The following is a 23,399-nucleotide window of genomic DNA, read 5'->3' as shown; positions in this document are numbered from 1 at the left end:
CCGGCTCCGGTCCTTCCGGGGGTGCTCAGTAGCTGGTGATGCTGATGCTCTTGGACTTGGCGTTCACGTGGCTGCTGCCGCCGTAGCGGATGCTGAGCGTGTGCGTGCCCTTGGAGAGCTTGGCGATGGTGATGGTGACCTTGCCGCCGCTGAGGGTGCCGCTGCCGACCTGGGTCGAGCCGTTGTAGATCCGGACGGTGCCGGTCGGGGTGGTGCCGGTGGCGCTCACCTTGACGGTGATCGCGGCGTGCTGGGTGTGGCTGACGCGGGTCGGGGCGGTGACGGTCAGCGTCGGGGTGGCCTTGACGACGGTGAAGGAGACGTTCTTGCTGGAGGCGGCATGGGCGCTGTCACCGCCGTAGCGGATGCTCAGGGTCTTGCCGCCGACCGCGCCGAGCTTGGTGGTGGCGACCCTGACGGTGGCCTTGCCCGAGGTGTTCAGGGTGGCGGAACCCACCTTGGTGGAGCCGTAGTAGGCGGCGACGGTGCCGGTCGGGACGGCGGCGTCGCTGTGGCCGACGGTCACCGCGACCGACTCTGTGGTTCCGTAGGCGGGCTTGGCCGCCGAGGCCGTGGCGGTGACGGTCGTGGCCGTCTTGACCGTCGCGGTGGCCGTGGTCGCGTCGCTGTTGCCGTTGATGTTCGCCGCGTAGACCGTGACGGTGTACGTGCCTGCGGCGAGGCCGGTCAGGCCGGCACCGGTGGTGGAGGCCGCTACGTCCTTGTAGGCGTAGCCGCCGACGGGGGCGCCGGTGCTGTCCTGCACGGTGACGCGGTAGTCGCTCACGGTGGCGCCGGCGGCGGGGGCCCACGACAGCTTCAGCGTGCCGCCGCCCGGCGTGGCGGTCACGGTCGGGGCCGCGGGGACTGCCGTGGAGAGGTTGGCATCCTCCAGGCCGCCGCGCTTGACGTGCTTGTTGGTGGGGTCGGCGACGCCGTTGTAACTGACGTTCAGGAAGCCGAACTTGGCGATCACGGACTGGGCGGCGGCGGAGTCCAGCGCCGCCGTGTGACCGGCGTCGGTCACGAAGACGTCGTAGAGGGCCTGGTTGAAGAAGACGCTGGTCGGGTCGATGGCCCGGGTGGAGACCACGTTGGAGACGTCACGGCCGAAGGTGGTGTCGGCGAAGAAGTCCGAGTTGGAGGAGAGGGTGCCGTCGCCGTTCTGGATCACCGGCGCGGTGTAGGTGCCGCTGTTCTCCTCGTCCAGCGAGCCGACGAACGCGCCGCCCGTGACGGCGGTCGAACTGCGGTCCGGCGCCGTGCCGTTGTGCTGGGCGACGAAGCTGGCGACGGAGAGCGGGACGATGTCGCCGTCGTTCTCGATGACGTTGTTCAGACGGTTCTGCTGGACCGCCTTGCCGTCGTAGTCCAGCGTGTCGACGTTGCTGCCGAGCTGGGCGTCGGTGACTCCGATGGCCTTCTGGAAGAAAGTGCGGGTGCCGGCACCGGAGTTGGGGATGAACGGGTGGATCTTCACTCCGTTGATCTCCGTCAGCGCGCCGGTGTAGATGTCGTGCAGCTGCTGCTTGGTGAGCTGGGCGAGCGCGGAGCCCTTGGCCGCGTAGTCCACGGCGTCACGGGCGAAGGGGATCGCGGTCAGCGCGGTGCCGGAGACGGCGGGCGCGCTGGTGTTGCGGGCGAAGTCGATCTGGTCCTGGATGCCGACGGTGCCGTCGCTCTGGCTCGCGGAGACCGCGTAGTTGCCGCCCGCGACCGAGTCGCTGAGGGCGAGGCGGCCGGCATTGGCGCCGTTGGGGCGCAGGAACTTCGGGCCGCTCGTCCGGGTCTGGATCTGCGAGGTCGTGGAGCCGGTGCCCGGCTCGGTGGCGTCGTAGGACGCGAGGGTGTAGCCGTCCGCGGTGACCGCGGTCGAGGCGTAGCTGGTGCCGTTGACGGTCTCACCGGCCAGCGCGTCCAGGACGTCCTGGGTGACGTCCGAGCCGACGCCGACGAGCTGGTGGGCGGTGATGCCTGCGCCCGGGTCGGCGTAGGCGGCGGTGGAGGTGAGGGCGAGCGGGGTGGCGACCGTCGCGATGACGACGGCGGTGGCCACGACCGAGATACGTCTCTTGCGCATGGGTGAACTCCTCGGAAGGCGTGCCCGCAAGGCCCACCGCATCCGGGCGGGGGCGCGCGGAGGCGGTGGACGCGGGCAGGGGAAAGCGCGGGAAAGCGGAAGACCGCGGAACTGAACGACCAGAAGGGACACCGCTGGTGCCGGTCGGACGTCCGGAGGGAGAGGAAGGTGCCTTGGCGTGCCCGCGCACGTGGGGGTCACGGCCGGGAGGAGTGAGCGCGCGTGTGAGTGTCGGTCCGACTCAGCAGCAGGCCACGGCGACGCCGGGGCAACAGCTGGCGCTGCCCACACGCATCAGATCGACGACGCGACGTCGAGTCAGCGTCGGAAAGGATGTCCGAATCACGGCGGGAACAGTAGCAGCGACCTCCACAAAGACAACACAAGTTGACGACCGTCTCGCATGTCGACACAACCCACGCGAAAAATGAGGGTTTCACCCCGGTTTACTCACGTCACTTTTGAGACAGGGGCGACCTCACAGACTGGCCGCCGCGCTACCTGCCGCTCACAGTTCCGCCGCGCACACCGACACCCCACCTCCACCAGGCAGACGCCACCGTCCACGCATTCCCTATAATTCCTATCGGATTACTAGGAATAGCTGCCCGGTCCTCCCGGCGGAGGAATACACCACGCCAACCGACAATCCTGAGGAGACCACCCACCATGGGCGTTGCCACCATGCCGACCCAACCCGCCCCGGCGTCCGACCGCATGGGGCCCGGCCGCGCCCACTGGCTGCATGTGGCCCGTGAGACGGCGGACGACCTCGCCACGGACGCGGCGGCCAGGGAGCATGCGGGCAAGGCCCCCTTCGGCGAGGTCTCCGGACTCCGTGAATCCGGACTGCTGACCCTGCTCATACCGGCCGAACTCGGCGGAGGCGGCGCGGACTGGCCCACCGCGTACGCGGTCGTCCGGGAGATCGCGTCCACCGACGCCGCGATCGCCCAACTTCTGGGCACGCACTACTTCCTGTCATGGAGCGCCCGGTCCTTCACCGAACCCGACCTCGCCACTCGGATCGAACGGCTGTCGGCAACGGAGCAGTGGTGCTGGGGAGGAGGCCTCGCCGCTCAAGGTCCCCCGCTGATCCTGACCAGGAAAGGCAGAGGCTATGTACTCGAGGGCCGGCAGAGCTACGCCACCGGAGTTCTGGTCGCCGACCGCCTCGCGGTGCGGGCCGAGCGGGCCGGCAGCCGCGAACCAGTCGCCGTCGTCGTCGCACCCGCCCATCCCGGCGTGCGGATCGACCCCGCGGAAGGCTTCGGACAGCGGCTCGCGGCCGGAGGTGACGTGGAATTCGACGCCGTACCCGTCACCGTCCACGACGTGCTCGGCTCCCTTGCCGCCGACGACGACGTACTTTCACCGTCGGCCGCTCTGGCCTCACCGATCGGGCGTCTCCTCTCCGTCCAACTCCTTCTCGGCCTCGCCGAAGGCGCACTCGCCGAAGCGCGCGAGTACAGCAGGGCGGGCCGGTCGTCCTGGCACCCTTCCTGGCCGGACGACTCTCCCCAGGATCCGCACGTACTGACCACCTACGGGGAGCTCACGATCCTCACCCGCTCCGCCGCCGCACTCAGCGATCTGGCACTGGCAGCCGTCCACGGAGGCCTGGCACGCGGCGAAGACCTCACCTACGACCAGTACGCCGACATCTCGGTTCAGGTGACGATGGCCGAGGCCGCCGCTTCCAGGGCGGCGCAGGAATCCACCAGCCGCGCCCTGGACGTCGTCGGCTCCCGCTCCGCCTCCGCACGGCTGGGCCTCGACCGCTTCTGGCGCAACGCCCGGGCCCACACCCTGCACAGGCCCGTCGCCCACCAGTTCCGCGACGCCGGGGACTATTTCCTCAACGGCGCCCATCCCCCGTTCGTACTGCCGGCCTGATCGGGAAACCAGTGACGCCGGATCAGGCGGCAAGGGCCACCGGTCGCCGACCGGGCAAGGCCCGAGCTTTTGCACGGTACGGGCCTGATCAGGTCGAGTGCGCGGTCGGGACGGAGGGTCGTCCACCGCCCATGCTACTTGCACCGTGCGGGACCGGAGCCACGACTCTAATCAGTCGGTGACCCCGGCCAGGCGCTCAGGACACAGGGTTGACATCCCAGTCGGTGTTGTCGTCTGAGACGTCAACCGAACGCCCTACTTGGCCGCCCGGTCCTTCCAGCAGCGTCTCGAAGGTGATGTGGTCCTTGAAGCAGAGCGTTGAGTACTTCGCCAGGCAGGCCTGGAACACGGCCACGTTCCTCAGCCGGTAGCGAGCCCCGCTCATCTCGAGCGGCGTACCCGTTCCTTCGATGCTTTCGAACCCTGCACCGTAGAGGATGTCACCCCAGGTGGTGGTGCTGCCTTGCAGGTAAGTCGCTGTCGGGGCCGCGAGGGTTCCGTCCGGCAGGGTGCAGCGGTTGATCGTCAGCGTGAGGTCGGCCGCGTGCGTGCCAAAGGCAGCGTTGTCCACCTCGTAGTGCAACACCTCGGAGGAACAACTGCTTGTGGCGTGGGCGGTACAGGTCAGCAAACCGGTTACGCCCATGGTCATGGCAACGAGTGCAGATCCGACCTTGAGCTTTCGTAACTTCACTTTCCCCCATCTCCGCGGGGCGGGTGCCGCGATGCCGCACTGCATCCCCGTCGTCTGTTGAGCGGTTCTGGACTCATGGTGCGAAAGGGCGCAAGCGGGGATGGCATGTTCACGCAATTCATGCAAAGAACAGACAATCGGGTCACTTCATCACCACATTGCCCATTGTTGATCAAGTATCTCTTTGGTTCCGTCGGCGTCGTCACTCGACGCTGTTGACCAGGGGATTGTTGTGCCACCTGTCCGCAGCGTGGGTCATCAGAGGCGGCGACAGCACGTCGCTGCAGAAAAGATCTACGTGCTGGACAGCTGATGAGGCTCCTTCAAATGGAGAATCCCCGGCATCGCTCTTCGTCTTCACTTGGTTGCGGGCGCGCCCAAGAAGCGGTCCGCCTGATGGACCGCAAGAATCGGGGACTTCGCGGACAGTCAGCGGACAGTCAATGGCGGCCGTAGCCGGGCTGCGGGCAGCATTCTCCGATCACTTCTCCGCGGCTGTCGATGCGGCGAGAGGTCGTACGCTGGGTTGCTCACCCGTCCGGCTTCGGCCTGTCGCCCTGCTGCGCGATAAGGCATCCTCATGCCCATGCGAACGGGGGACACACGTGGTGACGGCGGCAACAGCAGGCGTGGACGCTACAGAGCATGGGCCCTGGTTGCGGGAGCTGTCGCGACTGTCGGACTGGTCTTGGCGAAGTCGGCTCAGCGGGGCGGCGGAGCGAGCGCCGAACACATCCTGGGGATCGCCGGCACCGCCGTGGGCCTCGTCGTCGGCGTGGCGTCGCTGTACATTTCGTGGCTCGGCTACCGGGCCGATCGGCGCGAACACGCCGACAGCCTCGGCCTGACGGCCATGACCGACGAACTGGCGTTGGCGGTGCGCACCCAGTGGCAGGCGGAGGCGAGAGTCCGGCGCCTCGATGAACCGTACGCACTGCCGGTCCCTTGGCGGCCCGCCCGTGCCGATCTGGTCGACCCCTGGGACATTCTCGTACGTACGTCCACCGGGGCGCCCGCCGACCAGACCGCACTGCCGCCCGCCTGGACATCCGGCCCCGAGGGCCTGGCCGGCAGCGACGGCGAGATCGTTGAGGTCTTCACCGCCCGCGTACCGGGCAGACGCCTGCTGATCCTCGGTGAGCCGGGCGCGGGCAAGACGATGCTGCTCGTACGCCTCCTGCTGGGTCTGCTCCAGTCGCGCGAGGCGGGCTCGGCGGTCCCGGTCATCTTCCCGCTGGCCTCCTGGGATCCCGACCGCCGGGAACTCGACGCATGGCTGGCCGATCGTCTCGCGACCGACTACCCGGGCCTTGCCGCGCCAGTTCCCGCTCCGGCCACAGGCGGAGTTGGGCAGGTAACGTCGCGTGCCCGAGCTCTGCTGGACCGGCGCCTGATCATTCCCCTGCTCGACGGACTGGACGAACTGCCCGCGCACACCCGAGCTGTGGCCCTGGACGCCGTGAACCGCGCACTGCCTCCGGGCACCCCCCTTGTGCTGGCCAGCCGCACCGCCGAGTACCGGGACGCCGTCGATCCGCCCGCTGACGCAGGCGTTCCCGTGCGCCTCAGCGGGGCAGCCGGCATCGAACTCGATGCCGTGGCTCCTGAGGAGGCCGCCGCCTACCTGCGCCGCGACGCCGGCGGAGAGGGTACCCCTTCCGCCGAGCGGTGGCGGCCCGTGCTCGACCTCCTGCCCACCGATACCCCCGTCGGCCAGGCCCTGCAGACGCCCCTGACACTGTTCCTGGCCCGAACGATCTACAACCCGCGTCCCGGCGAGCGCCTCACGGCGTTACCCGACCCGGCCGAACTGTGCGACACCACCCGCTTCCCCACCGCCACAGCCATCCGCGCCCGGCTCTTCGACGGTTTCATCCCCGCCGCCTACCGCCCCCTTCCCGGCCACCAGGTGCGGTGGACCAGCCGCCAGGCCCAGCAGACGCTCACCTTCCTGGCCCGGCACTTGGAGGTCGATCTGCACGGCGGAGCCGACCTCGCCTGGTGGCAACTGCGGCTGGCCGTGCCCAGAACCACGCGACGGCTGCTGTCGGGCGCGGTCCTGGGTGCGGCGATGTTCCTGCTGACGCTCCTGGGCACAGGCCTTGCCCTTCTGGGACTTCTTACCGGGGGCAGCCTCGGGCAACTCGTGGCGCTGTTCTGCTCCGCGCCCAGTGTCACGCTCCTGTTCGGGGACTGGGACGGTGGCCTGCTGGGGCCCCCGCTCTGGATGTTGGCCATGTTGGCCGCCTACCTGCCCGCGGGATGGCTGCTCAGCCACGTGTTCCGGCTGCGAGAACGAAACACACCCACAGCTCGGGGCCACTGGTCCTGGAACCGCAGCCCCCTCCTTCTCGGGCTCGGGACCTCCCTCCTCGTCGGCACAGCCCTCGACGTCCTCCTCGACAGGGTGGCCGGCGTCGGCTGGGGTGCCGTGGCCGGACTTGTCTGCTGGCTGGTCACGTCATGGAGCGCCGCCCCAGCCGACCTCTCCTCGGTCACAAGCCCGGAGGAACTGCTCCTCCAGGACCGCAGGGCTTGCCTGGGTTTCGTACGCACCGGCGCCCTCCTCGGACTCCTGGCCGGACTCCTCCTGGGCACCCTGCTGGGGTATCTGAACGGTGACCTGCGCGACGGCGATCCCGTCAGCAGACTGATCGAGAGCACTGTGATCGGCTGCAGCATCGGCTTCTGGAGCGGACTCGTGCTCGGTCTGGCCGCCGCTCTCCACCGCACCGCCTGGGGCGATTTCACCCTGAGCCGTCTCTACCTGGCCGCCCGGTATCACGGGGCTCTGCCACGCCACCTCATGACGTTCCTCACCGACGCCCACCAGGTGCGGGGCGTCCTGCGGCAGGTCGGACCCATCTACCAGTTCCGCCACATCGACCTGCAACGCCGTCTCGCCCGCCACCCCGAAGCGCCGCCGCCACCGGCCCCGCCCTCGGCGACACGTCCAGAAGACGCAGAGGGACGACCGTTGACGTAGCGGGCGCCTCACGCCGGCGACACTCGCAGGCGGGCATGACTCGGGCGCGTCCGTCATGCCAGGCCGAGCGGTCCGCCCAACGCCCTTTCGGGCGCTGCGAGAAGATCCGGGTCCGGCTCGTATGGAACGCGCCCGGAATGCATCTCGCCCCCCCCTGGCAATCGGCACCGCCGTCGGGCTGATCTTCCTCGTCGAGCGCCCGGACAGGACCATGTCCGCGTCGCTGGCCATCGGCACTCGTATGCGTCCGCTCTACATGGGGTTCGGCAGCTCGAACCGCTTTGATCGTGGACGTCGCCATCGCCGTCGGCGCCGGCCTTTTCGTCAAGCTCGTCTCCGCCCTGCTCGTCACCTTCGGCGCCTTCATGCCGCTGCGCGGCGGAGACGCGGAGGCGGACGGCCGACGAGGGCGGCAAGACCGTCACAGGATTCTGGCCCGCGTTGATGACCGCCTTCATCAACGAGTGCGGCGACCTGACGCAGATCAACCAGCGCGGCACGACGCCCGGCGGCCGGTGTCATCCTCCGGCACTACTGGAGCGCAAGGAATTGGCCAAGGCTTCTCAAAATCGACCCACAGGGATCTATTAGGCAAGGCTTGCCTCATCTAGTTTCAGGAGGTACTTCTCCGCTCATCCAACTGGAGTCCCCCCTAATGTCCAGTTCCCAGGTAGCCCTGCTCGGCGCCATCGCAGGGTTCACCATCTACCTCGGCCTGCCCCTCGGCCGACTGCGCAACCCGAGCCCCCGGCTGCGCGCAGGTCTGAACGCCGTCGCCATCGGCATCCTGATCTTCCTGGTCTGGGACGTCCTGACTCACGCCTGGGAGCCGGTCGACGAGGCGCTGGGCAAGCACGACTGGGGCACCGTGGCCTCCGGGGGCCTCACCCTCGCCGTGGGCCTCGGAGTCGGGCTGATGAGCCTGGTGTACTACGACGGCTGGATCGCCCGCCGTGCCGCCTCCGCAGCGCGGCCCGTCGGCCCCGGTGCTGCCGCCTCCGCCGAGCTCGCCCCCAGGGTCCGCAGCCAGGCGGGCTCGCTCGCGCTGATGATCGCCACCGGCATCGGCCTGCACAACTTCGCCGAGGGCCTGGCCATCGGCAACTCCGCAGCCCAGGGCGAACTCTCCCTGGCCGTACTCCTCATCATCGGCTTCGGCCTGCACAACGCCACCGAAGGGTTCGGCATCGTCGCCCCACTGGCCGCCGAGGGTGAACGCCCCTCCTGGGCCACGCTGCTGCTGCTCGGCCTGATCGGCGGCGGCCCGACCTTCCTCGGCACCGTGGTCGGCCAGCACCTGGTCAACGACACCGTGTCGATCGCCTTCCTGGGGCTGGCCGCGGGGTCGATCCTCTACGTCGTCATCGAGCTGCTGGCCGTCGCCCGCAAGGCCGCGCTGAAGACCCTGACCACCTGGTGCATCCTGCTGGGCCTCGTCCTCGGCTTCGCCACCGACGCCATCGTCACCGCCGCCGGGGCCTGAGGCTCCCGTACCGTCTCCCGTCAGCTGCCCGCGAGAAGAGTCGCGGGCAGCTGACGTGCGTATTCCCTGTGAAGTTCTGAGCGTTGAACCAACGGCCGGGGGATGCGGACCACTGGTGTACGCGTGGCGCGCCCTCGCCGGCGCGAGCGGAGTGCTTCGCCTTGCGTGGCCGTCGGCCCCGAACTGAGCACGCGGTGACACCATGCACGCGTTCCTGTTACGCACCGCCCGGCCCTGCCTGGGCGGTCAGAGTGAGCGAGCCGTCGCCAGTGTGTGGCGTGTCGGCGCGATGGGCACCTCGATGGTTCGTACCTGCACCTCGTACGGGCCCGCGGCAGTGAAGAGGGCCTGCAGCCGCGCCGGCCGAACACGCCGGGCCCATCAGGTAACACCGGCAAGCCGAACACCTCCGTCAGCGGCTAGGACCCGCCCGTGCCGATCTTGTTACAGGCCCTCAGCTGCCGAGCGAGCCGATGAAGCCGTCCAGCCGGGAGACGACTTGCCGCAGAACCTCAACCGATCCTGCGGCATCGCCGGCAAGCTCCAAGCCATGGTCCGCCGAGGGCACTTCCAGGACATCGTGTCGCAGGGACGCAGCAATTCGTGAATCCCAGAGCTTGTCGGCGCTTCCGCCGATGAGGAGGGTCGGCTCCGTAGTTCGCTGGAGAGCCGCGGCAACGTGGTCGATGGTCAGCACCGGGGTGAGCCAGGCTGCCGGGATGTTCCTGTCGGCTGTGATGCCACAGGCGAGAGAGCCCAGGGACTTGCCGACGACAAGCCGACAAGCCCCCGCCTCGGCTTCGATGGCCCCGGCGACCTGCCGTTCCACCCATGCGATCCGGTCGTCCACCGTGAACTGCGCGAACCCATCGGGGATCTGCCACCACAGCTCCTGGACCGTCCAGCCGTGCTGGAGCAGGACGCTCCGGGCGAAGTGCAGCAGCGGCCGGGCAGGAGAGTAACCGACACCTGGGACGACCACCGCGACACGATCTCGGCCTCCGTCGAAACGGGTGGGCATGGCGAAGGGCACGGGATCAGACATGGCCGCAGAATACTCGTCAGCTGATCACGTGACTCCCGGTGCGCGAACGCCACCACGGCCACCACCTGGGGAATTACGTGACCATAAACCGGGGTAAGTACGTGGCCGCCGAGTGACCAGCTCACCCTGCCATCTCGGCGCTCTTCGTCGGCATTTGCTCCTACGGTGAGGCGCCGGCGGGCCCAGCGCAGCATCTCCTGGTCCACCCGAGGGCGGCCGGTGCGGGCCAGGGCGGTGCGGACCGCTTCCAGATGCGGAAACAGCCTCTCGGTCAAGCCCTCACGCGTCAGCCAGGATCCCGGCGACATGACTGCATGTCACCGACGCATGCCAGCATGACCGTCCCCATGGAAGGCGTGCGAGGACTCCAATGGCGCCGCCCCGGCCAACCGGGAATCAGGCCGCGACGAGTTCCCTCTCGCGTTCCGGCATCTTGACGTCGGGCTTCTTGTTCGGCAGCGAGAGGCGGAAGACCTTGCGCCATGCGGAGAACACCTGCTTGGGCAGCGGCCCGGTGACGTACTCCAGCTCGTACTTCTCGAACAGCGCGCGCACCTTCACCGCGACCTCGGCGTACCGGTTGCTCGGCAGGTCCGGGAAGAGGTGGTGCTCGATCTGGTGCGAGAGGTTGCCGGTCATGAAGTGCATGGCCTTGCTGCCGCTGATGTTCGCCGAGCCCATCATCTGGCGCAGGTACCACTGGCCGCGCGTCTCGCCCTTGATCGACCGGCGCTCGAAGACCTGCACGCCCTCGGGGAAGTGCCCGCACATGATCACCGAGTGGGACCAGAGGTTGCGGACCAGGTTCGCGGTGAACGTGGCGGCCAGCGTGGGCAGGAACGACGGGCCCGACAGCAGCGGGTGGATCACGTAGTCCTTGAGCACCTGCTTGTGGATCTTGCGGCCCACGGCCTTGGCCCGCGCGCGGAACTCCGGGTTGTTGCGGCGGCGCTTGTGCAGGTTCTTGCCGAGCTCCAGGTCGTACGCGGCGATGCCGTACTCGAAGAAGCAGGCGTTGAGGAAGTTCCACAGCGGCTGGCCGAGGTGGAACGGCTGCCACTTCTGGTCCTCGTCGACGCGCATGATGCCGTAGCCGAGGTCGTTGTCCTTGCCGATCACGTTGGTGTACGTGTGGTGCAGCTCGTTGTGCGAGTGCTTCCACTGGTCGGCCGGCGAGACGTGATCCCATTCCCAGGTGGTGGAGTGGATCTTCGGGTCCCGCATCCAGTCCCACTGGCCGTGCAGGATGTTGTGGCCGATCTCCATGTTGTCCATGATCTTCGCCACGGAGAGGCCGGCGGTGCCGATCAGCCACGCGGGCGGGAACATCGAGAACAGCAGGACGCCCCTGCTGACCAGCTCCAGCTTGCGCTGCGCGGCGATGACTTTACGGATGTAGGCGGCGTCTTTCTCGCCGCGGCCGGCGATCACCTCGTCGCGGATCGCGTCCAGCTCGCGGCCGAGCTCCTCGATCTGCTCCGCGGTCAGGTGGGCTGTGGGGTCGATGGCGGTCAAGGTGCTCCTACCGTTCGATGTCGCAGGGGCCCGCGGCGGCGGACACGCAGGTCTGGATGAGGACGCCCGGCTCGGCCTCGGTGATCTCGCCGGTGCGCAGGTCGCGGACGGCGCCCGCCTTGAGCGGCGTGACGCAGCCGAAGCAGATGCCCATACGGCACCCGGAGGGCATGAGCACGCCGGCCTCCTCGCCGATGTCCAGCAACGGTGTGGCGCCGTCCGCGGCGACGGTCTTGCCGGTGGTACTGAACGTGACCTCGCCGCCGTCGCCGGTGGCGACGATGCTGGGGCGGAAGCGTTCGGTGTGCAGGCGCTCTGGGACGCCGTGCTCGCTCCAGTGCTTCTCGGCGGCGTCGAGCAGGCCTGCGGGCCCGCAGGCCCAGGTCTCGCGCTCGGCCCAGTCGGGCACGAGTTCGTCGAGACGGGCGATGTCGAGCATGCCGTCCGTGTCGGTGTGCACCTCGGTGAGCCGCAGTTTCTTGTCCGCGACCAGGTCGTGCAGTTCGCTGCGGAAGATCACGTCTTGCGGCTGTGGCGCGCTGTGGACCATGACGACGTCGTCGAACTCGGTGTCGCGCAGCATGCCCATCACGGGCGTGATGCCGCTGCCGGCCGTCAGGTAGAGCACTTTGGCGGGCTTGGTCTGCGGCAGCACGAAGTCACCGGTCGGCTGGTCGAGCTGGATCAGCGTGCCCGGTTTCGCCCTGCGGACCAGATGGTTGCTGACCTTGCCGTCCGGGATCGCCTTCACAGTGATCGTGACGCGGCCGTCCGGGCGGTCTGTCGGCGAGGTGAGGGAGTAGGCACGCCACAGGCGCACCCCGTCGACGTCGACCCCGATCCGCACGTACTGACCGGCCGTGTGGCCGCGCCAGCCCCGTCCCGGTCTGATCACGATGGTCGCGGCGTCACCCGTCTCGGGGTGGACGGCCTCGATGCGCCCGCGCAGGTCAGCGCCCGCGCGTAGCGGGCTGATCAGGTCGAGGTAGTCCGACGGCAGCAGCGGCGTCGTGACCATCTCGAGCAGTTTCCACGCCCGGCTCCGGAGGGCTGTACTCGTCATGATTCCAGCTTGCTGTGCCTCAAGGCGTAAAGTCCTGACCGCAGGACGTGAATCTGGTCGGTTGAATTGTTCGCAGGGAACAAAAACGTGAGCCATGCAATGCGGAGGGTCAGCGAGCTGGCCCTGGATGAGACGACGGTCACCGCGCTTCGGGCCGCGCTGAAGACCACCGCCGACGAGGTCGTCCAGGCGATCATCGACGAGGTCCCTTCGTACGCCAACGCCCTTTCGGGCAGCATGGGCGGCACCATCCGCCGCGCCGTCCGCACCGCTCTGGGGCACTACCTGGACCTCGCGAGCGGGAACGCCACGGGCGGTGACGCCGGTGACGCGGCCTATGAGCTGGGCCGCGGCGAGGTGCGCGACGGCCGTTCGATGGACGCCCTGCTCAGCGCCTACCGTGTCGGCGCCCGCGTGGCCTGGCGGTGCCTGGCAGCGGGTGCCGTACCGGCAGGTCTGCCCGCCGCCGAGGTCGCCAAGTTCGCCGAGCTGACCTTCGCCTACATCGACGAGCTCTCCGCGGCGAGCGCCGCGGGGCACGCCGACGAACTGGCCGCCCGGGGCAGGGCCCAGGAGCGCCACCTGGAACAGCTGGCCCGCGACATCCTCGCCGGGGCGAGCCCGGACGAGCTGTCGGCCTCTGCTCAACGGGCCGGATGGCAGCCCCCGGTTTCGCTGACCGCGGTCCTGCTGCCCGCCGACCAGGCCCGGCCTGCCTACCGCGCGCTCGACCCGAGCACCCTCGTCCTCGACGATCTGCCGGACGCCACCGGTGTGCTGCTCGTGCCCGATGCCGACCGATCACACCTCCTGCGGCAGCTGATCGACCGCAGGGCCGTGGTCGGCCCGCCCCGGCCATGGACACGTGCGTCCGCCTCGTACGCACGCGCCGCACGCGCCCGCTCCCTCTCCTGCGACATCCGCGACACGGAGGACCACCTGCCCGAGCTGGTGCTGAGCGCCGACGCGGACGCGTTCGCAGACCTGCGTGCCCGAGCCCTCGCACCTCTGCGGACCCTGCCCGACGCGACCGCACGGCGGCTGGAGAAGACACTGCGGGCATGGCTGCTGCACCAGGGCAGACGGGACGAGGTGGCAGCGGCGCTGTTCATCCATCCCCAGACAGTCCGGTACAGGATGTCGCAGCTGCGGGAACTGTTTCCCGATCTCGCATCACCACACCGCATCCTTGAACTGACACTGGCCGTCGGCCTCCCGGTCAGCTGACGCATGCTTGGACCGTCCACGACCACGTCTGCGCGAGGCCCCGGAACCGTACCTCGTTCCTACCGGCACACCGCCTCATGCCGAAGGAATACGAAACTCGAATTCGGGACGGTCCCACGGCACGGCGGGCGGGTTCGCGAACACGGTTCCGGTCCGCACCGCACCGACGCGGTGGTAGAAGTTCTCGGCGGGAAGATGCGACACGACCCTGAGACGGTCGAGCCCGGCGGCACGGGCCTCGGACTCCATGTGCGCGACGAGCTGTCGTCCAATACCCCGCCCCTGCACGTCGTCTGCGACGAACAGCAGGTCGAGCTCCGGTGGATCGAGGACGAGCGAGTAGAACCCGAGGACCCGACCTCCGGGCTCGTCGGCGCCGACGGCCACGAAGGCGCGGTGGGCTTCGATGTAGTCAGGACCGACCCGGTAGCCCGCGACTGCGGCCGCGTACTCACCCTCGTAAGCGCCTGAACCACGCACGAGCCGTGTGAGCCGTTTGGCATCCCGCGCGACAGCCCTCCGTATCGTGATCGGCTGACTGACCGGGGAAGTGCGTGAACCCATCCGGAGAGTATTTCGCACCCGGAAGCACCTTCCCGCGGCGGGTCGGCTCCTCGCACAGGGCGCTCTGACGCCGCCTCCGAAAACCGCTCGCCCAGGTCCCGATCGGCGCCGTCCCCGTCCCGGCCGCCGAGACCAGTCACTCCAAAGCATTCGATGCAAAGATTCCATTGCAAGCACTCCTTTGCATCGTTATCTTTGTAAGCATGAACGAGCCCCAGGACTCCCCCGTCCGCAATCTCGATGCCCGATCCCTGCGCGGGCTCGCGCACCCACTGCGCATGCAACTGCTGGACGCCCTGCGCTTCGGTGGCCCGGCCACCGCGTCTCAACTCGCCGAAAAGCTGGGCGAGTCAAGCGGTGCGACCAGCTACCACCTGCGACAGCTCGCCGCTCACGGCTTCATCGAGGACGCCCCCGAGCGCGGCAAGGGCAGGGAACGGTGGTGGAAGGCGGTCCACAAGGGCCTGCGCTTCGACGACGAACTGCTCACGAACTCCAACCCGGACGTGCGCGGGGCTGCCGACCTGTACCTGCACGAGGTCGCCACCGCCCAGACCCGGGAGCTGTCGACCTGGCTCGGCAACCGCCAGGCATGGCCGGAGGAATGGAACCGCACCTGGGACATGAGCAGCGACACCCTGCGGCTGACGCCCGAACTCACCCGGGAACTCGTCGAGAAGATGCACGCGCTCGTCGACACCTACCGCGACCGGGCCGCCGACGAGGACGACTCCAACACCGCCCAGGTACGCATCCACACACACGCATTCCCCCTCACCACGGAATGAAAGGCCACAGCCCCATGCACCCCGAGACCCACCTCGCCCTGCACGACGCCCGCGCCGCGGAACTCCGCGCCGAGGCAGACGCGTACCGTCTCGCCGCCACGGCTCGGCACCCCCAAGACCTCCGCACCCGTCTCGGCTGGACCCTCGTGGAACTCGGCCTGCGGCTGGCCGCCGCCCCCAAGACGGCAGCCGCGATTCCTTAGCGCCGTTCGCCAACGCCGCCTCCGGGGAACCTGACCGCAAGCATGGGGAATTGACTGACGCCAAACCCACCTGAGGCGGGGAATTCAGCTCGGGGATCGCTTGGCCGTGCTCAAGGGAGAGATCATCATGTGGGAATGTCTGAGAACTCATCCTCTGCGGCACCGACTGTGCTGCGACTTGCCCAGTACACGAAGGCGGACCAGGAGGAGATCCTCGGCAAGAGCGATGACCCCTTCGGTGTCGCCTGGACAGGTCTGACCTGGCGGCCGAAGGAAGATCACTTCGGCATCCGACGCGACGCCCGGCTTGTGGCACACACCGGCCTGCTACGACTGCCTGTCGCGATCGGCGCCACCGAGACAGAGGTGGTGGGGGTCGGCGGAGTCGCCGTCGCACCCGACATGCAAGGCCAAGGCCTGGCTCGGCTCGTCGTCACAGCTGCCCTGGAACACGCCCGGACCATGGGTCCCCAGTACGCACTCCTGTTCTGCCGGCCTCCCCTCATGCCGCTCTACCAGCGCCTCGGGTGGCACCCGCTCGACACGGACGTACTCGTCGAACAACCCGAAGGCCGACTGGCGACCATGCCGCTGCGGACCATGGTGACGCCCCTGCGCGACGACGTCCGCTGGCCATCGGGACCAGTGCGGCTGTTCTCGCTCCCCATGTGACGGTGTACCAGCGCGGCAGCCCGCGCGTAAGGGCCGTCATAGACGGCAGTTTCCCGGGTTTCGCCCCGGTGACAGGCGGCGGGCATGGGCATCCCGTAATCGCCGACGGGGGGATCTGCCGGGCCCGCGATCTCCCCGCCCCGTGGCCCGCGCGACAGAAGTAACCGATTCCCTGAACACACGCGCGGGCTGGAGTTAACCTCGTCTTCCACTCGCGTGAACTGACGTGCGTCGAACGTGACTTCGGGGGATTTCTTGTTAGGAGAGCGGCCGGTGCCGGCGGACGATGCGGCTGCCGCGCTGCGGCAGACCGGTGCCTCCCCACTGCGGGTCGGCGACCCAAGGCGCGTCGGCCCCTACGCGCCGATGGCGTTGCTCGGCAGTGGTGGCATGGGACGGGTCTTTCTGGCCCGCCCCATGGACGACAGCCCCGGTCTGGTCGCGGTGAAGGTGATCAGGCCTGAATACTCCGAGGATCCCAGGTTCCGGCGCCGGTTCGAACGGGAGGCGTCGGTGCACGCCCGTCTTCGTACACCGCACGCTGCACGACTGTCCGGCACGGGCTTCGACGACGAACTGCTGTGGATGGCCACCGAGTACCTCCCCGGCTTCGATCTGGCGGAAGCCGTACAGGAGGACGGCGCCCTGGAGCCCGCCGCGGTCTGGCGGCTGGTGGCAGAGCTGGGGCAGGCACTCGCAGACCTCACCGACGAGGGAATCGTCCACCGGGACCTGAAGCCGTCCAACGTACTGCTGTCCGTCCGGGGCGCGCACGTGATCGACTTCGGTATTGCGAAGGCCGCGGACGCGAGTGCGATCACCGGTACCGGAAACCGAGTGGGGACTCCCGCCTACATGTCGCCCGAGCATCTGAGGGAGGGACGGTCCGGCACGGCGTCGGACGTGTTCTCGCTGGCCGGGACGCTGGTCTACGCGGCAACAGGGCGGGCGCCGTTCGGCGACGGGACCGGCGTCGACGTGATGCACCGGGTGGCGTTCGAGGACCCCCGTCCCGAGGTGATCGGTCAGATCTCGACGGCGGACGCGGAGCTCGGTTCGCTGCTGACCGCCTGCCTGGCCAAGGAGCCCGAGCGGCGGCCCACCCCACAGGAGCTCATCGACGCGGCCGGAGCGCGCGCCGTCCTGTCCAGCTGGCCGGAGCCATTGGGCGGCAAGGTGCTGGCCCGGCAGCGGGCATACGAGGCGCTGCACCGCGTGCCTGTCGCAGGCATGCCCCGTTCAGGGTCTCCGGGTGATCTGCCGCCGGTCCCGTCCGCGCAGGCGCCCGAGCCTGCTCCACCTGTCGTGGAGCCGCCGGTCAAGGCCGAGGGCGGCCCGGCGAGAGCCCCTGCCCAGGCGCGGAGAAAGCAGTGGCTGATCGCCGTCGCAACCATCTCGGCCTGCGCCATTGTCGCTGTGGCCTTACTGCTCACACGCCAGAGCCCTCCCTCCACCGACTCCGCGAGAGGCGGTGTCACAAAGGCCGTCGGCACCGCGCCCGGTGGCGGCTCCAGCGCCCAGGTCTCCCCCAGCACGAACGGACAGCCCCGCCCGAACGTCGACGGCGTCGCGGTCAAAGAGCGTGAGAGCAAGACCGGCTCAGCCCTGCGGCCCGGCGCGTCAGGCTCAGCCGACGGCCGGCACGACGTCGACGCCTCTGCTCCGGGTGCCACGCCGGACACCTCCCTCTCCCCCGTACCGTCCGCCGACAGCCCGTCCGCCGGCGCCGACCCCGCTCCCTGGCTCTCCGACTGCACGTATTACTCCGGCAACGGACGCACACGCCTTGGCGACAGCGGCAAACGCGTAGAGCAGGTTCAGTGCATGCTCACCAAGCGCGGGTACAGCGTGGGAAGCACCGGCGTGGACGGCGAGTTCGGATCCGACACGGAAACCGCAGTCCGGACCTTCCAGACCGACCGCGGGCTGAAAGCCGACGGCATCGTGGCACACGACACATGGGGCGCGCTGCGCAGCACAACTTGACGCTCCGTCGGCTCGCTCGCCGGAATCGTTCCGCAGATCATGCCGTCCGCGCAGCTCAAACAGCCAACCGAGACGAGACCGCCGTCGCCCGCGGTCGGGGTTAGGTGCGGGCGGATGAAGAACCGGTGGGCGGCCCCGGTCCGGAGCCGCCCACGGGTTCGGGCCCTCGTCAGTTCCAGGGAGCCGCGGTGAGCCAGCTGGTGTCCTGGGCCCATGACGTCGTGGAGTCCCAGGCGTTGGTACCGCCGTTGCTGGCTATGTAGACCGTGTAGTTGTAGTGGCGGAGGTACTTCGTCGGGAAGTTGACGGACTGGAACGAGGTGCCGACGCCGCTGTTACCCGTGGTGGGGCAGAAGGTGGCGTCCTTGGCGAACGCGCTGCCGCCGTCGTCGAAGTTCAGGTTGAGCTGGTAGTTGTAGTGGCGCAGGAACTGGCCGGGCTTGTCGACGGACTCGAAGGACAGGCAGGAGGTGTTGGCCAGTCCGGCGCGGACGATCCAGGTGGCGTCGGCCTTGTCGGTGGCGGAGCTGGCTGAGGTGATGTTGGAGATGACGACCTTGGAGTCGGCGTCGTTGTGGCGCAGGTAGTGCGAGGTGCAGCAGGGCGAGGTGGTGGCCTTGAGAGAGATCCGGGAGCCGGGGGTGAGGGTTCCGGTGCTGGTCGAGCCGCTGCTGTAGCCGGCGGCGGTGATGTTGGCCTGGACGGCGTTCTCGGTGGCGTCCGAGGGGTAGCCCTGGGTCATGACGCCTTCGTAGAAGGTGCCCTGGGCCCACTTGCTGTTGTCACCGCCGATGCCGAGGATGATCGCGCCTTCCTTGTGCATCGGGTTGTAGCCGGAGACGGTGGGGCGTATTCCGTTGTAGAAGGTGGACAGGCCGCCCGACTGGGCGTCGCCGCCGCGCAGGGCCCACTGGTTCGCACCGCCCTTGAGCATGGCGGTCAGGAACCGGTGGTCGACGCTCGGGTCATTGGCGTTGAATCCGCGGTTGACCCCGGAGAACAGGCCGTTCTCCAGGTCGGCCATGACCCAGGGGCCGTTGTCGCTGCCCCAGCCCCATGCCTTGCTGTTGCCGAAGTAGAGGGCCTCCATGTGGCCGTTGCCGGTGTCCAGGTTGTTGGTCTCGGCGTTGCCGTAGTCGAAGCAGCAGCCGCCGTTGAAGTGCTTGCCGTTGAAGATCGCGTACATGCCCTCGGGCTGGTCGCCGGTGGCGATGCCGTTGGTGTTGTTGTTGCGGTAGCCGGTGCCGGGGGCGATGTAGACGCCGTACGCCTTGTGTCCGGCGACGGTGACCGGCGCCTCGACGGCGTTGGCGAGGTTGTCCGGACCGCCGGCGGCTCCCCCTCCGGGTGCCTGGGTGAGGTTGTTGCCCTTGGGGGACTGGTCGTAGATGACGGTGATGACGCAGCTGGTGTTCGCGCAGAAGGAGTCCTGCGCGGCGGCGTCGGCGACACCGCCGGCGGTCAGCAGGCCGATGTCCTTGGTCGCGTTGTCGGAGGCGCGCCTGACCTGGTACAGCGGGCCGTTGTACGTCCCGTACAGGGCGCGGGTGGTGCTGTGCGCGGCGACGCAGGGGGTGTTGCCGGCGGCGTAGATGTCGCACGGCCCCTGGGTGGCGGCCTGCGAGGGGGCGGCCGTCGCGGTGAGCAGGCCGGCGGCGAGCGCGGCGGTGGCACCGGCCGCGAGAAGCGCGCGTCTGACGCTGCGTATCCACGGTGGCTTGATCATGAAGGACTCCTTCGCGAGGTGGGTTGTGAGGTGAGGCGTCGACGAACCCGTGGTGACCGGCTGTGTGACGGCGCGGGTTGCGTTGACGCTCCGGGGCCGGTGCGGCTTCAGCCGTCTTCGGCACCGCCCCGGAGGCTGGTTGATCGTCGGATCCAGGGAGCGACGGGTGGCGGCGCAATGGGCGATCCCGTCATGGGGGCTTGAGAGAGAAGCTGGGATTCATCTCCCCTGCCCACCCCTTACGACATCGCCGTCGCCGTCGCCGGGAGGGAGATGTCGGTGTCGGGTCAGCTCGTCACACGGAAGGTGGCGTCGCCGCGACCCGTCTCGGTGGTGATCGGGTCGAGCTTCAGGTAGTAGGCGTAGTGGCGGATGTAGCGGTCGGGGAAGTTGTACGACTGGAACGACGACCAGGTGGAGTCGGCGAGCCCGGCGACCTTGCGGAAGGTGGCGTCCGCGGCGAACTGGCTGCTGCCGTCGTAGAGGGCCAGCTGGAAGTCGTAGTTGGCGTGCCGCAGGAAGTAGCCGGGGTGGTTCACCGACTCGAAGGAGACGGTGCCAGTGCCCGCGAGGCCGGGCCGCAGCCGGAACTGGGAGTCCTCGACGGGGCTGACGTTCGGGTCGATGCGCACGTCGAAGTTGATCTGGCGCACGTATCGGTCCTGGAAGTTGTACGACTGGAGCCGCTGCGCCGGGGTGTTGGGCCAGCGGGCGAGCACGCGGCTCTCCTCGGCGGCCGTGAGGGTCATGATCGCGCCGTGCCGCTTCGGGGTGCCGCCCATGTCGTAGCTGGTCGCATCCTGCAGCCGGTAGGTGCTGACGTCGAACGGGTTGGTCGTCAGAATCGGCCGGTATTCGCGGACGCCCTGCGGGTTGTTGTAGTCGATGTAGAGGGCCCACTCGTTGCGGTCTCGGAACTTCATCCAGACCGGGCCTTCGACCACGTTGCCGGTGAGGCCGATGCTGGAGAGGTTGCCGAGGTTGGTCCACGTCCCCAGGATCGAGTTGCTGCCCTCGACGTTGTTCTGGCCGTCGCCGGAGACCCGCAGGTAGCGGTAGGGGCCGGTACCGGCGGGCACCTCCGTCATCTGGGTGTCGACGACCGGCGTGCTGCCGGGCGGGTCGATCCAGATCTGCGGGGTGGTGATGGTGCGGAAGTCCTTGGTGCGGGCGGCGTAGATGCGGTACTTGAAGATGCCGTTGACCGTGGCGTTCGTCGCCCAGTACAGGACGTAGTCGTTGGTCTCGGGGTTCCAGATCGCCTCCGGCGCCCACGCGTTCTTTCCGCCGGGGATCAGTCCGGCGGCGCCGAGCAGCCACGGCTTCGACCAGGTCACCAGGTCGGTCGACTCCCACACCACGAAGTTGGGGCTGCCGTTGGTGTACGTCGAGCCGCAGCGGATGCACAGATCGGTAGCGATGATCCAGTACTTGCTCCCGTCGGGAGAGCGCACCAGTGCGGGGTCGCGCACCCCCTTCGTGCCGATCGTGGAGTTGAGGACCGGCGCTCCGCCGTTGAGGTCGTTCCAGTGCAGGCCGTCCGTGCTGTGCGCGAGGTACAACATCTGACCGGTCGCGGAATCGCCGGTGAAATGCACCATCAGGTAGCCGGGGTCGGCGGCGGCCGCCCGCTGGGGTGTGGTGAGGGCTTGGCCGGCGAAGAGGAGGCAGACGGCGAGCAACATCACCGTCAGCCGGGCGCGGAGCGCAGACATCGGATCTCCTGTTGGGTGCGGGTGCCACCGCCGGGCGGAGGGGGATCGGGGTGGCGGGGGGAGCTTGGTCTCGGAGGGGGCGGGACGGGACCCGGGCACCGCGTGGGCCGGAAGGGGGGATCCGAACGACGGTGTTTCACCGCTTGGCCCAGGGCGCCGTGGTGACGGCGGGACAGGGCGTGCGAGCCCGTGCGTCCGTCCAGGTGGGGCGGTTGCGGCGTGGGCCGGTGTCTGTGTTTCTCAGCGCCCGTGAAGGCGTTTCGGGTGGGTGGCGCTGGGGCCGGAAGCCTTCATAACCAACTCGCTGTCCAATCAGGCACGTTGACGATATATCGAACATCGTTCGCAAGATCGGGCAGAGGCTAAATCCGGAAAAGAGAGCGCGTCAATACATCCGACACATCCGATTAACCGAACGTACAAATGAGCGATCCGGTACTCCCCCGGCCCCCTGGGCGTGGCACGCGACGGGAGACGCGACGCGTCGCTGACCAGGTCCGCAACGGTCTCCGGCGTGGCAGCAGCGGCGGTCGGCCTCCGGGCCTTCGACGAGCACCTCTACAAGCGGCGCAACGTCGTGGAGCGGTGTTTCAACCGGCTGAAGCAGTGGCGCGGCATCGCCACCCGCTATGACAAAACCGCTGATTCCTATCAAGCAGCCGTCACACTCGCATCCCTGCTGATGTGGGCGTGCCATTTGACGACAGGGCCTAGCCCCCGGCCCCGGCCCCAGGGGGCCACGTCAGACAGCCAGAACCGAGGCGAGTTCTTCGGTGGCGTGGACCAGTTCGGCATCCTGATCGTTCAGCAGTCTCGGGATGGCAGCGCTGTGTGCGCGGACCGCGCGGCGGGCCGCGTCTTCCCAGACGACGTAGTGGCCATGGCGGCGCCGGAGTTTCGGGTATGCGGCGGCCGTGGTCTCCCACTGGCGCGCGCCGGCGATCTTCCGCAGCAGATCAAGAATCTGGGCCCGGCAGGTGACCTCGGGGCGCTGGGCGAGGTGCCACAGGAAGGGGACCGTGACTGCGGTTGCCTGGTCGACGACGAAGCCGTATCGGCAGATCCGGTTGCGCAGCCTGTCCAGCGCGGTGCGCGCTGCGCCCGCGTCACCCGAGGCGAGGGCGGCGAGCAGGAAGGGGATGGCCGCAGCGGACCCGGTGGCGTCCTTGATCTCGCGCCAGGGCACCTGCGCGACGTCTCCGAGTGTGGCGGCCGGCCGGTCGTGTCCCACAAACATGCTCATCGTGTCAGGGCGTCGCCGTATCGTCCGGCCGGGCGCCGCGCCGGGTGGGCAGCATGGCCCAGACGGTCTTGCCGGTGGGGGCGGAGCGGGTCCAGCCCCAGTGTTGGGACAGGGCATCGATGATGTACAGGCCGCGGCCGTGCTCATCGAGCTGGTCCGTCGTCCTCGGGCAGGCCGGCAGCGCGCTGCCCGGGTCGGTGACGGCACACACCAGGTGGTGGGGGCGCAGGGTCAGCTTCAGCCACACCCCGGGCTGGGCGTCGCCGAAGTCTTTGTCCGACCCGGCGTGCACCACGGCGTTGGCCACGAGTTCGGAGACGATGCTCAGCGCGTCGTCACGGCAGTGGTCCAACTCCCAGCTGGACAGGGTGCGGCGGGTGAAGGCGCGCGCCTGGGCGCATTCTTGGCCCGAATCGGGCAGACGCAGGGCGGCCGTCCGCGGCGCGCCATGCATGCGCACATCCAGCGGCGCACTCCGGTCGGCCGTGCTCGTAGCCGGGCTGAACAGGGCTG

The 23,399-nt window shown here is 68.7% G+C and carries 18 protein-coding genes and 2 pseudogenes; 10 read left to right on the top strand and 10 right to left on the bottom strand.

Annotated features, from left to right (window positions below; genetic code table 11):
- Positions 1-25: 25 nt before the first annotated feature.
- Entirely contained in the window at positions 26-2,080 is a 2,055-nt protein-coding gene (locus tag ABT254_RS19905; protein ID WP_351471532.1) for an Ig-like domain repeat protein, read from the bottom strand.
- Between the two features lie 669 nt (positions 2,081-2,749).
- On the opposite strand from ABT254_RS19905, the gene ABT254_RS19900 reads away from it, so the two are divergent.
- The gene (locus tag ABT254_RS19900) at positions 2,750-3,976 is read left to right on the top strand and encodes an acyl-CoA dehydrogenase family protein (protein ID WP_351471529.1); all 1,227 of its coding nucleotides are present in this window, start codon (positions 2,750-2,752) and stop codon (positions 3,974-3,976) included.
- Positions 3,977-4,172: 196 nt separating this feature from the next.
- On the opposite strand, the gene ABT254_RS19895 is transcribed toward ABT254_RS19900, so the two are convergent.
- On the bottom strand, positions 4,173-4,628 hold the full coding sequence (locus ABT254_RS19895) for a hypothetical protein (RefSeq protein WP_351471526.1): 456 nt from the start codon (positions 4,626-4,628) through the stop codon (positions 4,173-4,175).
- Between the two features lie 730 nt (positions 4,629-5,358).
- Here ABT254_RS19895 and ABT254_RS19890 point away from each other — a divergent pair.
- The 3 genes and pseudogenes from ABT254_RS19890 (at position 5,359) to ABT254_RS19880 (ending at position 9,139) form a co-directional block, all read left to right on the top strand.
- Positions 5,359-7,656 carry an NACHT domain-containing protein gene (locus tag ABT254_RS19890; protein ID WP_351471523.1) on the top strand — a complete coding sequence of 766 codons (2,298 nt, stop codon included), beginning with the start codon at positions 5,359-5,361 and terminating at the stop codon, positions 7,654-7,656.
- Between the two features lie 121 nt (positions 7,657-7,777).
- Positions 7,778-8,142, top strand: a pseudogene (locus ABT254_RS19885) (TMEM165/GDT1 family protein); the annotation flags it as partial.
- 169 nt (positions 8,143-8,311) lie between these two features.
- Positions 8,312-9,139: a ZIP family metal transporter gene (locus ABT254_RS19880; protein WP_351471521.1), complete on the top strand. Its 828-nt coding sequence runs from the start codon at positions 8,312-8,314 to the stop codon at positions 9,137-9,139.
- Between the two features lie 454 nt (positions 9,140-9,593).
- On the opposite strand, the gene ABT254_RS19875 is transcribed toward ABT254_RS19880, so the two are convergent.
- From ABT254_RS19875 to ABT254_RS19865, 3 genes are all read right to left on the bottom strand, one after another.
- A complete protein-coding gene (locus tag ABT254_RS19875) occupies positions 9,594-10,184 on the bottom strand; it encodes an alpha/beta hydrolase (RefSeq protein WP_351471519.1) in 591 nt (196 codons plus the stop codon).
- A 396-nt stretch (positions 10,185-10,580) separates the two neighbouring features.
- On the bottom strand, positions 10,581-11,699 hold the full coding sequence (locus tag ABT254_RS19870; protein ID WP_351471516.1) for a fatty acid desaturase family protein: 1,119 nt from the start codon (positions 11,697-11,699) through the stop codon (positions 10,581-10,583).
- 7 nt (positions 11,700-11,706) lie between these two features.
- Positions 11,707-12,762: a ferredoxin reductase gene (locus tag ABT254_RS19865; protein WP_351471513.1), complete on the bottom strand. Its 1,056-nt coding sequence runs from the start codon at positions 12,760-12,762 to the stop codon at positions 11,707-11,709.
- An 87-nt stretch (positions 12,763-12,849) separates the two neighbouring features.
- On the opposite strand from ABT254_RS19865, the gene ABT254_RS19860 reads away from it, so the two are divergent.
- Positions 12,850-13,989 (top strand): PucR family transcriptional regulator, encoded by a 1,140-nt coding sequence (locus ABT254_RS19860; protein ID WP_351471510.1) that lies wholly within the window; start codon positions 12,850-12,852, stop codon positions 13,987-13,989.
- A gap of 75 nt (positions 13,990-14,064) precedes the next feature.
- Here the strand turns inward: ABT254_RS19860 and ABT254_RS19855 are convergent, their stop codons facing one another.
- The gene (locus ABT254_RS19855; RefSeq protein ID WP_351471508.1) at positions 14,065-14,553 is read right to left on the bottom strand and encodes a GNAT family N-acetyltransferase; all 489 of its coding nucleotides are present in this window, start codon (positions 14,551-14,553) and stop codon (positions 14,065-14,067) included.
- A gap of 203 nt (positions 14,554-14,756) precedes the next feature.
- Between ABT254_RS19855 and ABT254_RS19850 the strand changes: the two genes are divergently transcribed.
- The 4 genes from ABT254_RS19850 to ABT254_RS19835 all read left to right on the top strand — a co-directional run bounded on the left by ABT254_RS19850 (position 14,757) and on the right by ABT254_RS19835 (position 18,202).
- Positions 14,757-15,341, top strand: a complete 585-nt coding sequence (locus ABT254_RS19850) for an ArsR/SmtB family transcription factor (RefSeq protein ID WP_351471505.1) — start codon at positions 14,757-14,759, stop codon at positions 15,339-15,341.
- Between the two features lie 14 nt (positions 15,342-15,355).
- Positions 15,356-15,544 (top strand): hypothetical protein, encoded by a 189-nt coding sequence (locus tag ABT254_RS19845; protein ID WP_351471502.1) that lies wholly within the window; start codon positions 15,356-15,358, stop codon positions 15,542-15,544.
- Positions 15,545-15,679: 135 nt separating this feature from the next.
- Positions 15,680-16,216 (top strand): GNAT family N-acetyltransferase, encoded by a 537-nt coding sequence (locus ABT254_RS19840; RefSeq protein WP_351471499.1) that lies wholly within the window; start codon positions 15,680-15,682, stop codon positions 16,214-16,216.
- Positions 16,217-16,489: 273 nt separating this feature from the next.
- Positions 16,490-18,202 carry a protein kinase domain-containing protein gene (locus tag ABT254_RS19835; RefSeq protein WP_351471496.1) on the top strand — a complete coding sequence of 571 codons (1,713 nt, stop codon included), beginning with the start codon at positions 16,490-16,492 and terminating at the stop codon, positions 18,200-18,202.
- A gap of 169 nt (positions 18,203-18,371) precedes the next feature.
- Here the strand turns inward: ABT254_RS19835 and ABT254_RS19830 are convergent, their stop codons facing one another.
- Together ABT254_RS19830 and ABT254_RS19825 are read right to left on the bottom strand one after the other, a co-directional pair.
- The gene (locus ABT254_RS19830; RefSeq protein ID WP_351471493.1) at positions 18,372-19,928 is read right to left on the bottom strand and encodes an alpha-L-arabinofuranosidase B; all 1,557 of its coding nucleotides are present in this window, start codon (positions 19,926-19,928) and stop codon (positions 18,372-18,374) included.
- Between the two features lie 287 nt (positions 19,929-20,215).
- Positions 20,216-21,643 carry a glycoside hydrolase family 43 protein gene (locus ABT254_RS19825; protein ID WP_351471491.1) on the bottom strand — a complete coding sequence of 476 codons (1,428 nt, stop codon included), beginning with the start codon at positions 21,641-21,643 and terminating at the stop codon, positions 20,216-20,218.
- 456 nt (positions 21,644-22,099) lie between these two features.
- Between ABT254_RS19825 and ABT254_RS19820 the strand changes: the two are divergent.
- Positions 22,100-22,331: pseudogene (locus tag ABT254_RS19820) on the top strand (transposase); the annotation flags it as partial.
- Positions 22,332-22,385: 54 nt separating this feature from the next.
- On the opposite strand, the gene ABT254_RS19815 reads toward ABT254_RS19820, so the two are convergent.
- Positions 22,386-22,886, bottom strand: a complete 501-nt coding sequence (locus tag ABT254_RS19815) for a hypothetical protein (RefSeq protein WP_351471488.1) — start codon at positions 22,884-22,886, stop codon at positions 22,386-22,388.
- A 4-nt stretch (positions 22,887-22,890) separates the two neighbouring features.
- The gene (locus tag ABT254_RS19810) at positions 22,891-23,340 is read right to left on the bottom strand and encodes an ATP-binding protein (protein ID WP_351471485.1); all 450 of its coding nucleotides are present in this window, start codon (positions 23,338-23,340) and stop codon (positions 22,891-22,893) included.
- Between the last annotated feature and the right edge of the window lie 59 nt (positions 23,341-23,399).

Origin of the sequence: Streptomyces sp. NPDC001137, assembly GCF_040298885.1 — a bacterium.
Taxonomy (GTDB): Bacteria; Actinomycetota; Actinomycetes; order Streptomycetales; family Streptomycetaceae; genus Streptomyces.
Note: the sequence above shows the minus strand (reverse complement) of the source record. Positions and strands in the feature narration are given on the sequence as shown.

Coding starts and splice junctions, on each gene's coding strand:
- ABT254_RS19905 (WP_351471532.1), bottom strand. CDS start 2,080: ATGCGCAAGAGACGTATCTCGGTCGTGGCCACCGCCGTCGTCATCGCG.
- ABT254_RS19900 (WP_351471529.1), top strand. CDS start 2,750: ATGGGCGTTGCCACCATGCCGACCCAACCCGCCCCGGCGTCCGACCGC.
- ABT254_RS19895 (WP_351471526.1), bottom strand. CDS start 4,628: ATGACCATGGGCGTAACCGGTTTGCTGACCTGTACCGCCCACGCCACA.
- ABT254_RS19880 (WP_351471521.1), top strand. CDS start 8,312: ATGTCCAGTTCCCAGGTAGCCCTGCTCGGCGCCATCGCAGGGTTCACC.
- ABT254_RS19875 (WP_351471519.1), bottom strand. CDS start 10,184: ATGTCTGATCCCGTGCCCTTCGCCATGCCCACCCGTTTCGACGGAGGC.
- ABT254_RS19865 (WP_351471513.1), bottom strand. CDS start 12,762: ATGACGAGTACAGCCCTCCGGAGCCGGGCGTGGAAACTGCTCGAGATG.
- ABT254_RS19855 (WP_351471508.1), bottom strand. CDS start 14,553: ATGGGTTCACGCACTTCCCCGGTCAGTCAGCCGATCACGATACGGAGG.
- ABT254_RS19850 (WP_351471505.1), top strand. CDS start 14,757: ATGAACGAGCCCCAGGACTCCCCCGTCCGCAATCTCGATGCCCGATCC.
- ABT254_RS19845 (WP_351471502.1), top strand. CDS start 15,356: ATGCACCCCGAGACCCACCTCGCCCTGCACGACGCCCGCGCCGCGGAA.
- ABT254_RS19840 (WP_351471499.1), top strand. CDS start 15,680: ATGTCTGAGAACTCATCCTCTGCGGCACCGACTGTGCTGCGACTTGCC.
- ABT254_RS19830 (WP_351471493.1), bottom strand. CDS start 19,928: ATGATCAAGCCACCGTGGATACGCAGCGTCAGACGCGCGCTTCTCGCG.
- ABT254_RS19825 (WP_351471491.1), bottom strand. CDS start 21,643: ATGTCTGCGCTCCGCGCCCGGCTGACGGTGATGTTGCTCGCCGTCTGC.
- ABT254_RS19815 (WP_351471488.1), bottom strand. CDS start 22,886: ATGAGCATGTTTGTGGGACACGACCGGCCGGCCGCCACACTCGGAGAC.
- ABT254_RS19810 (WP_351471485.1), bottom strand. CDS start 23,340: ATGCATGGCGCGCCGCGGACGGCCGCCCTGCGTCTGCCCGATTCGGGC.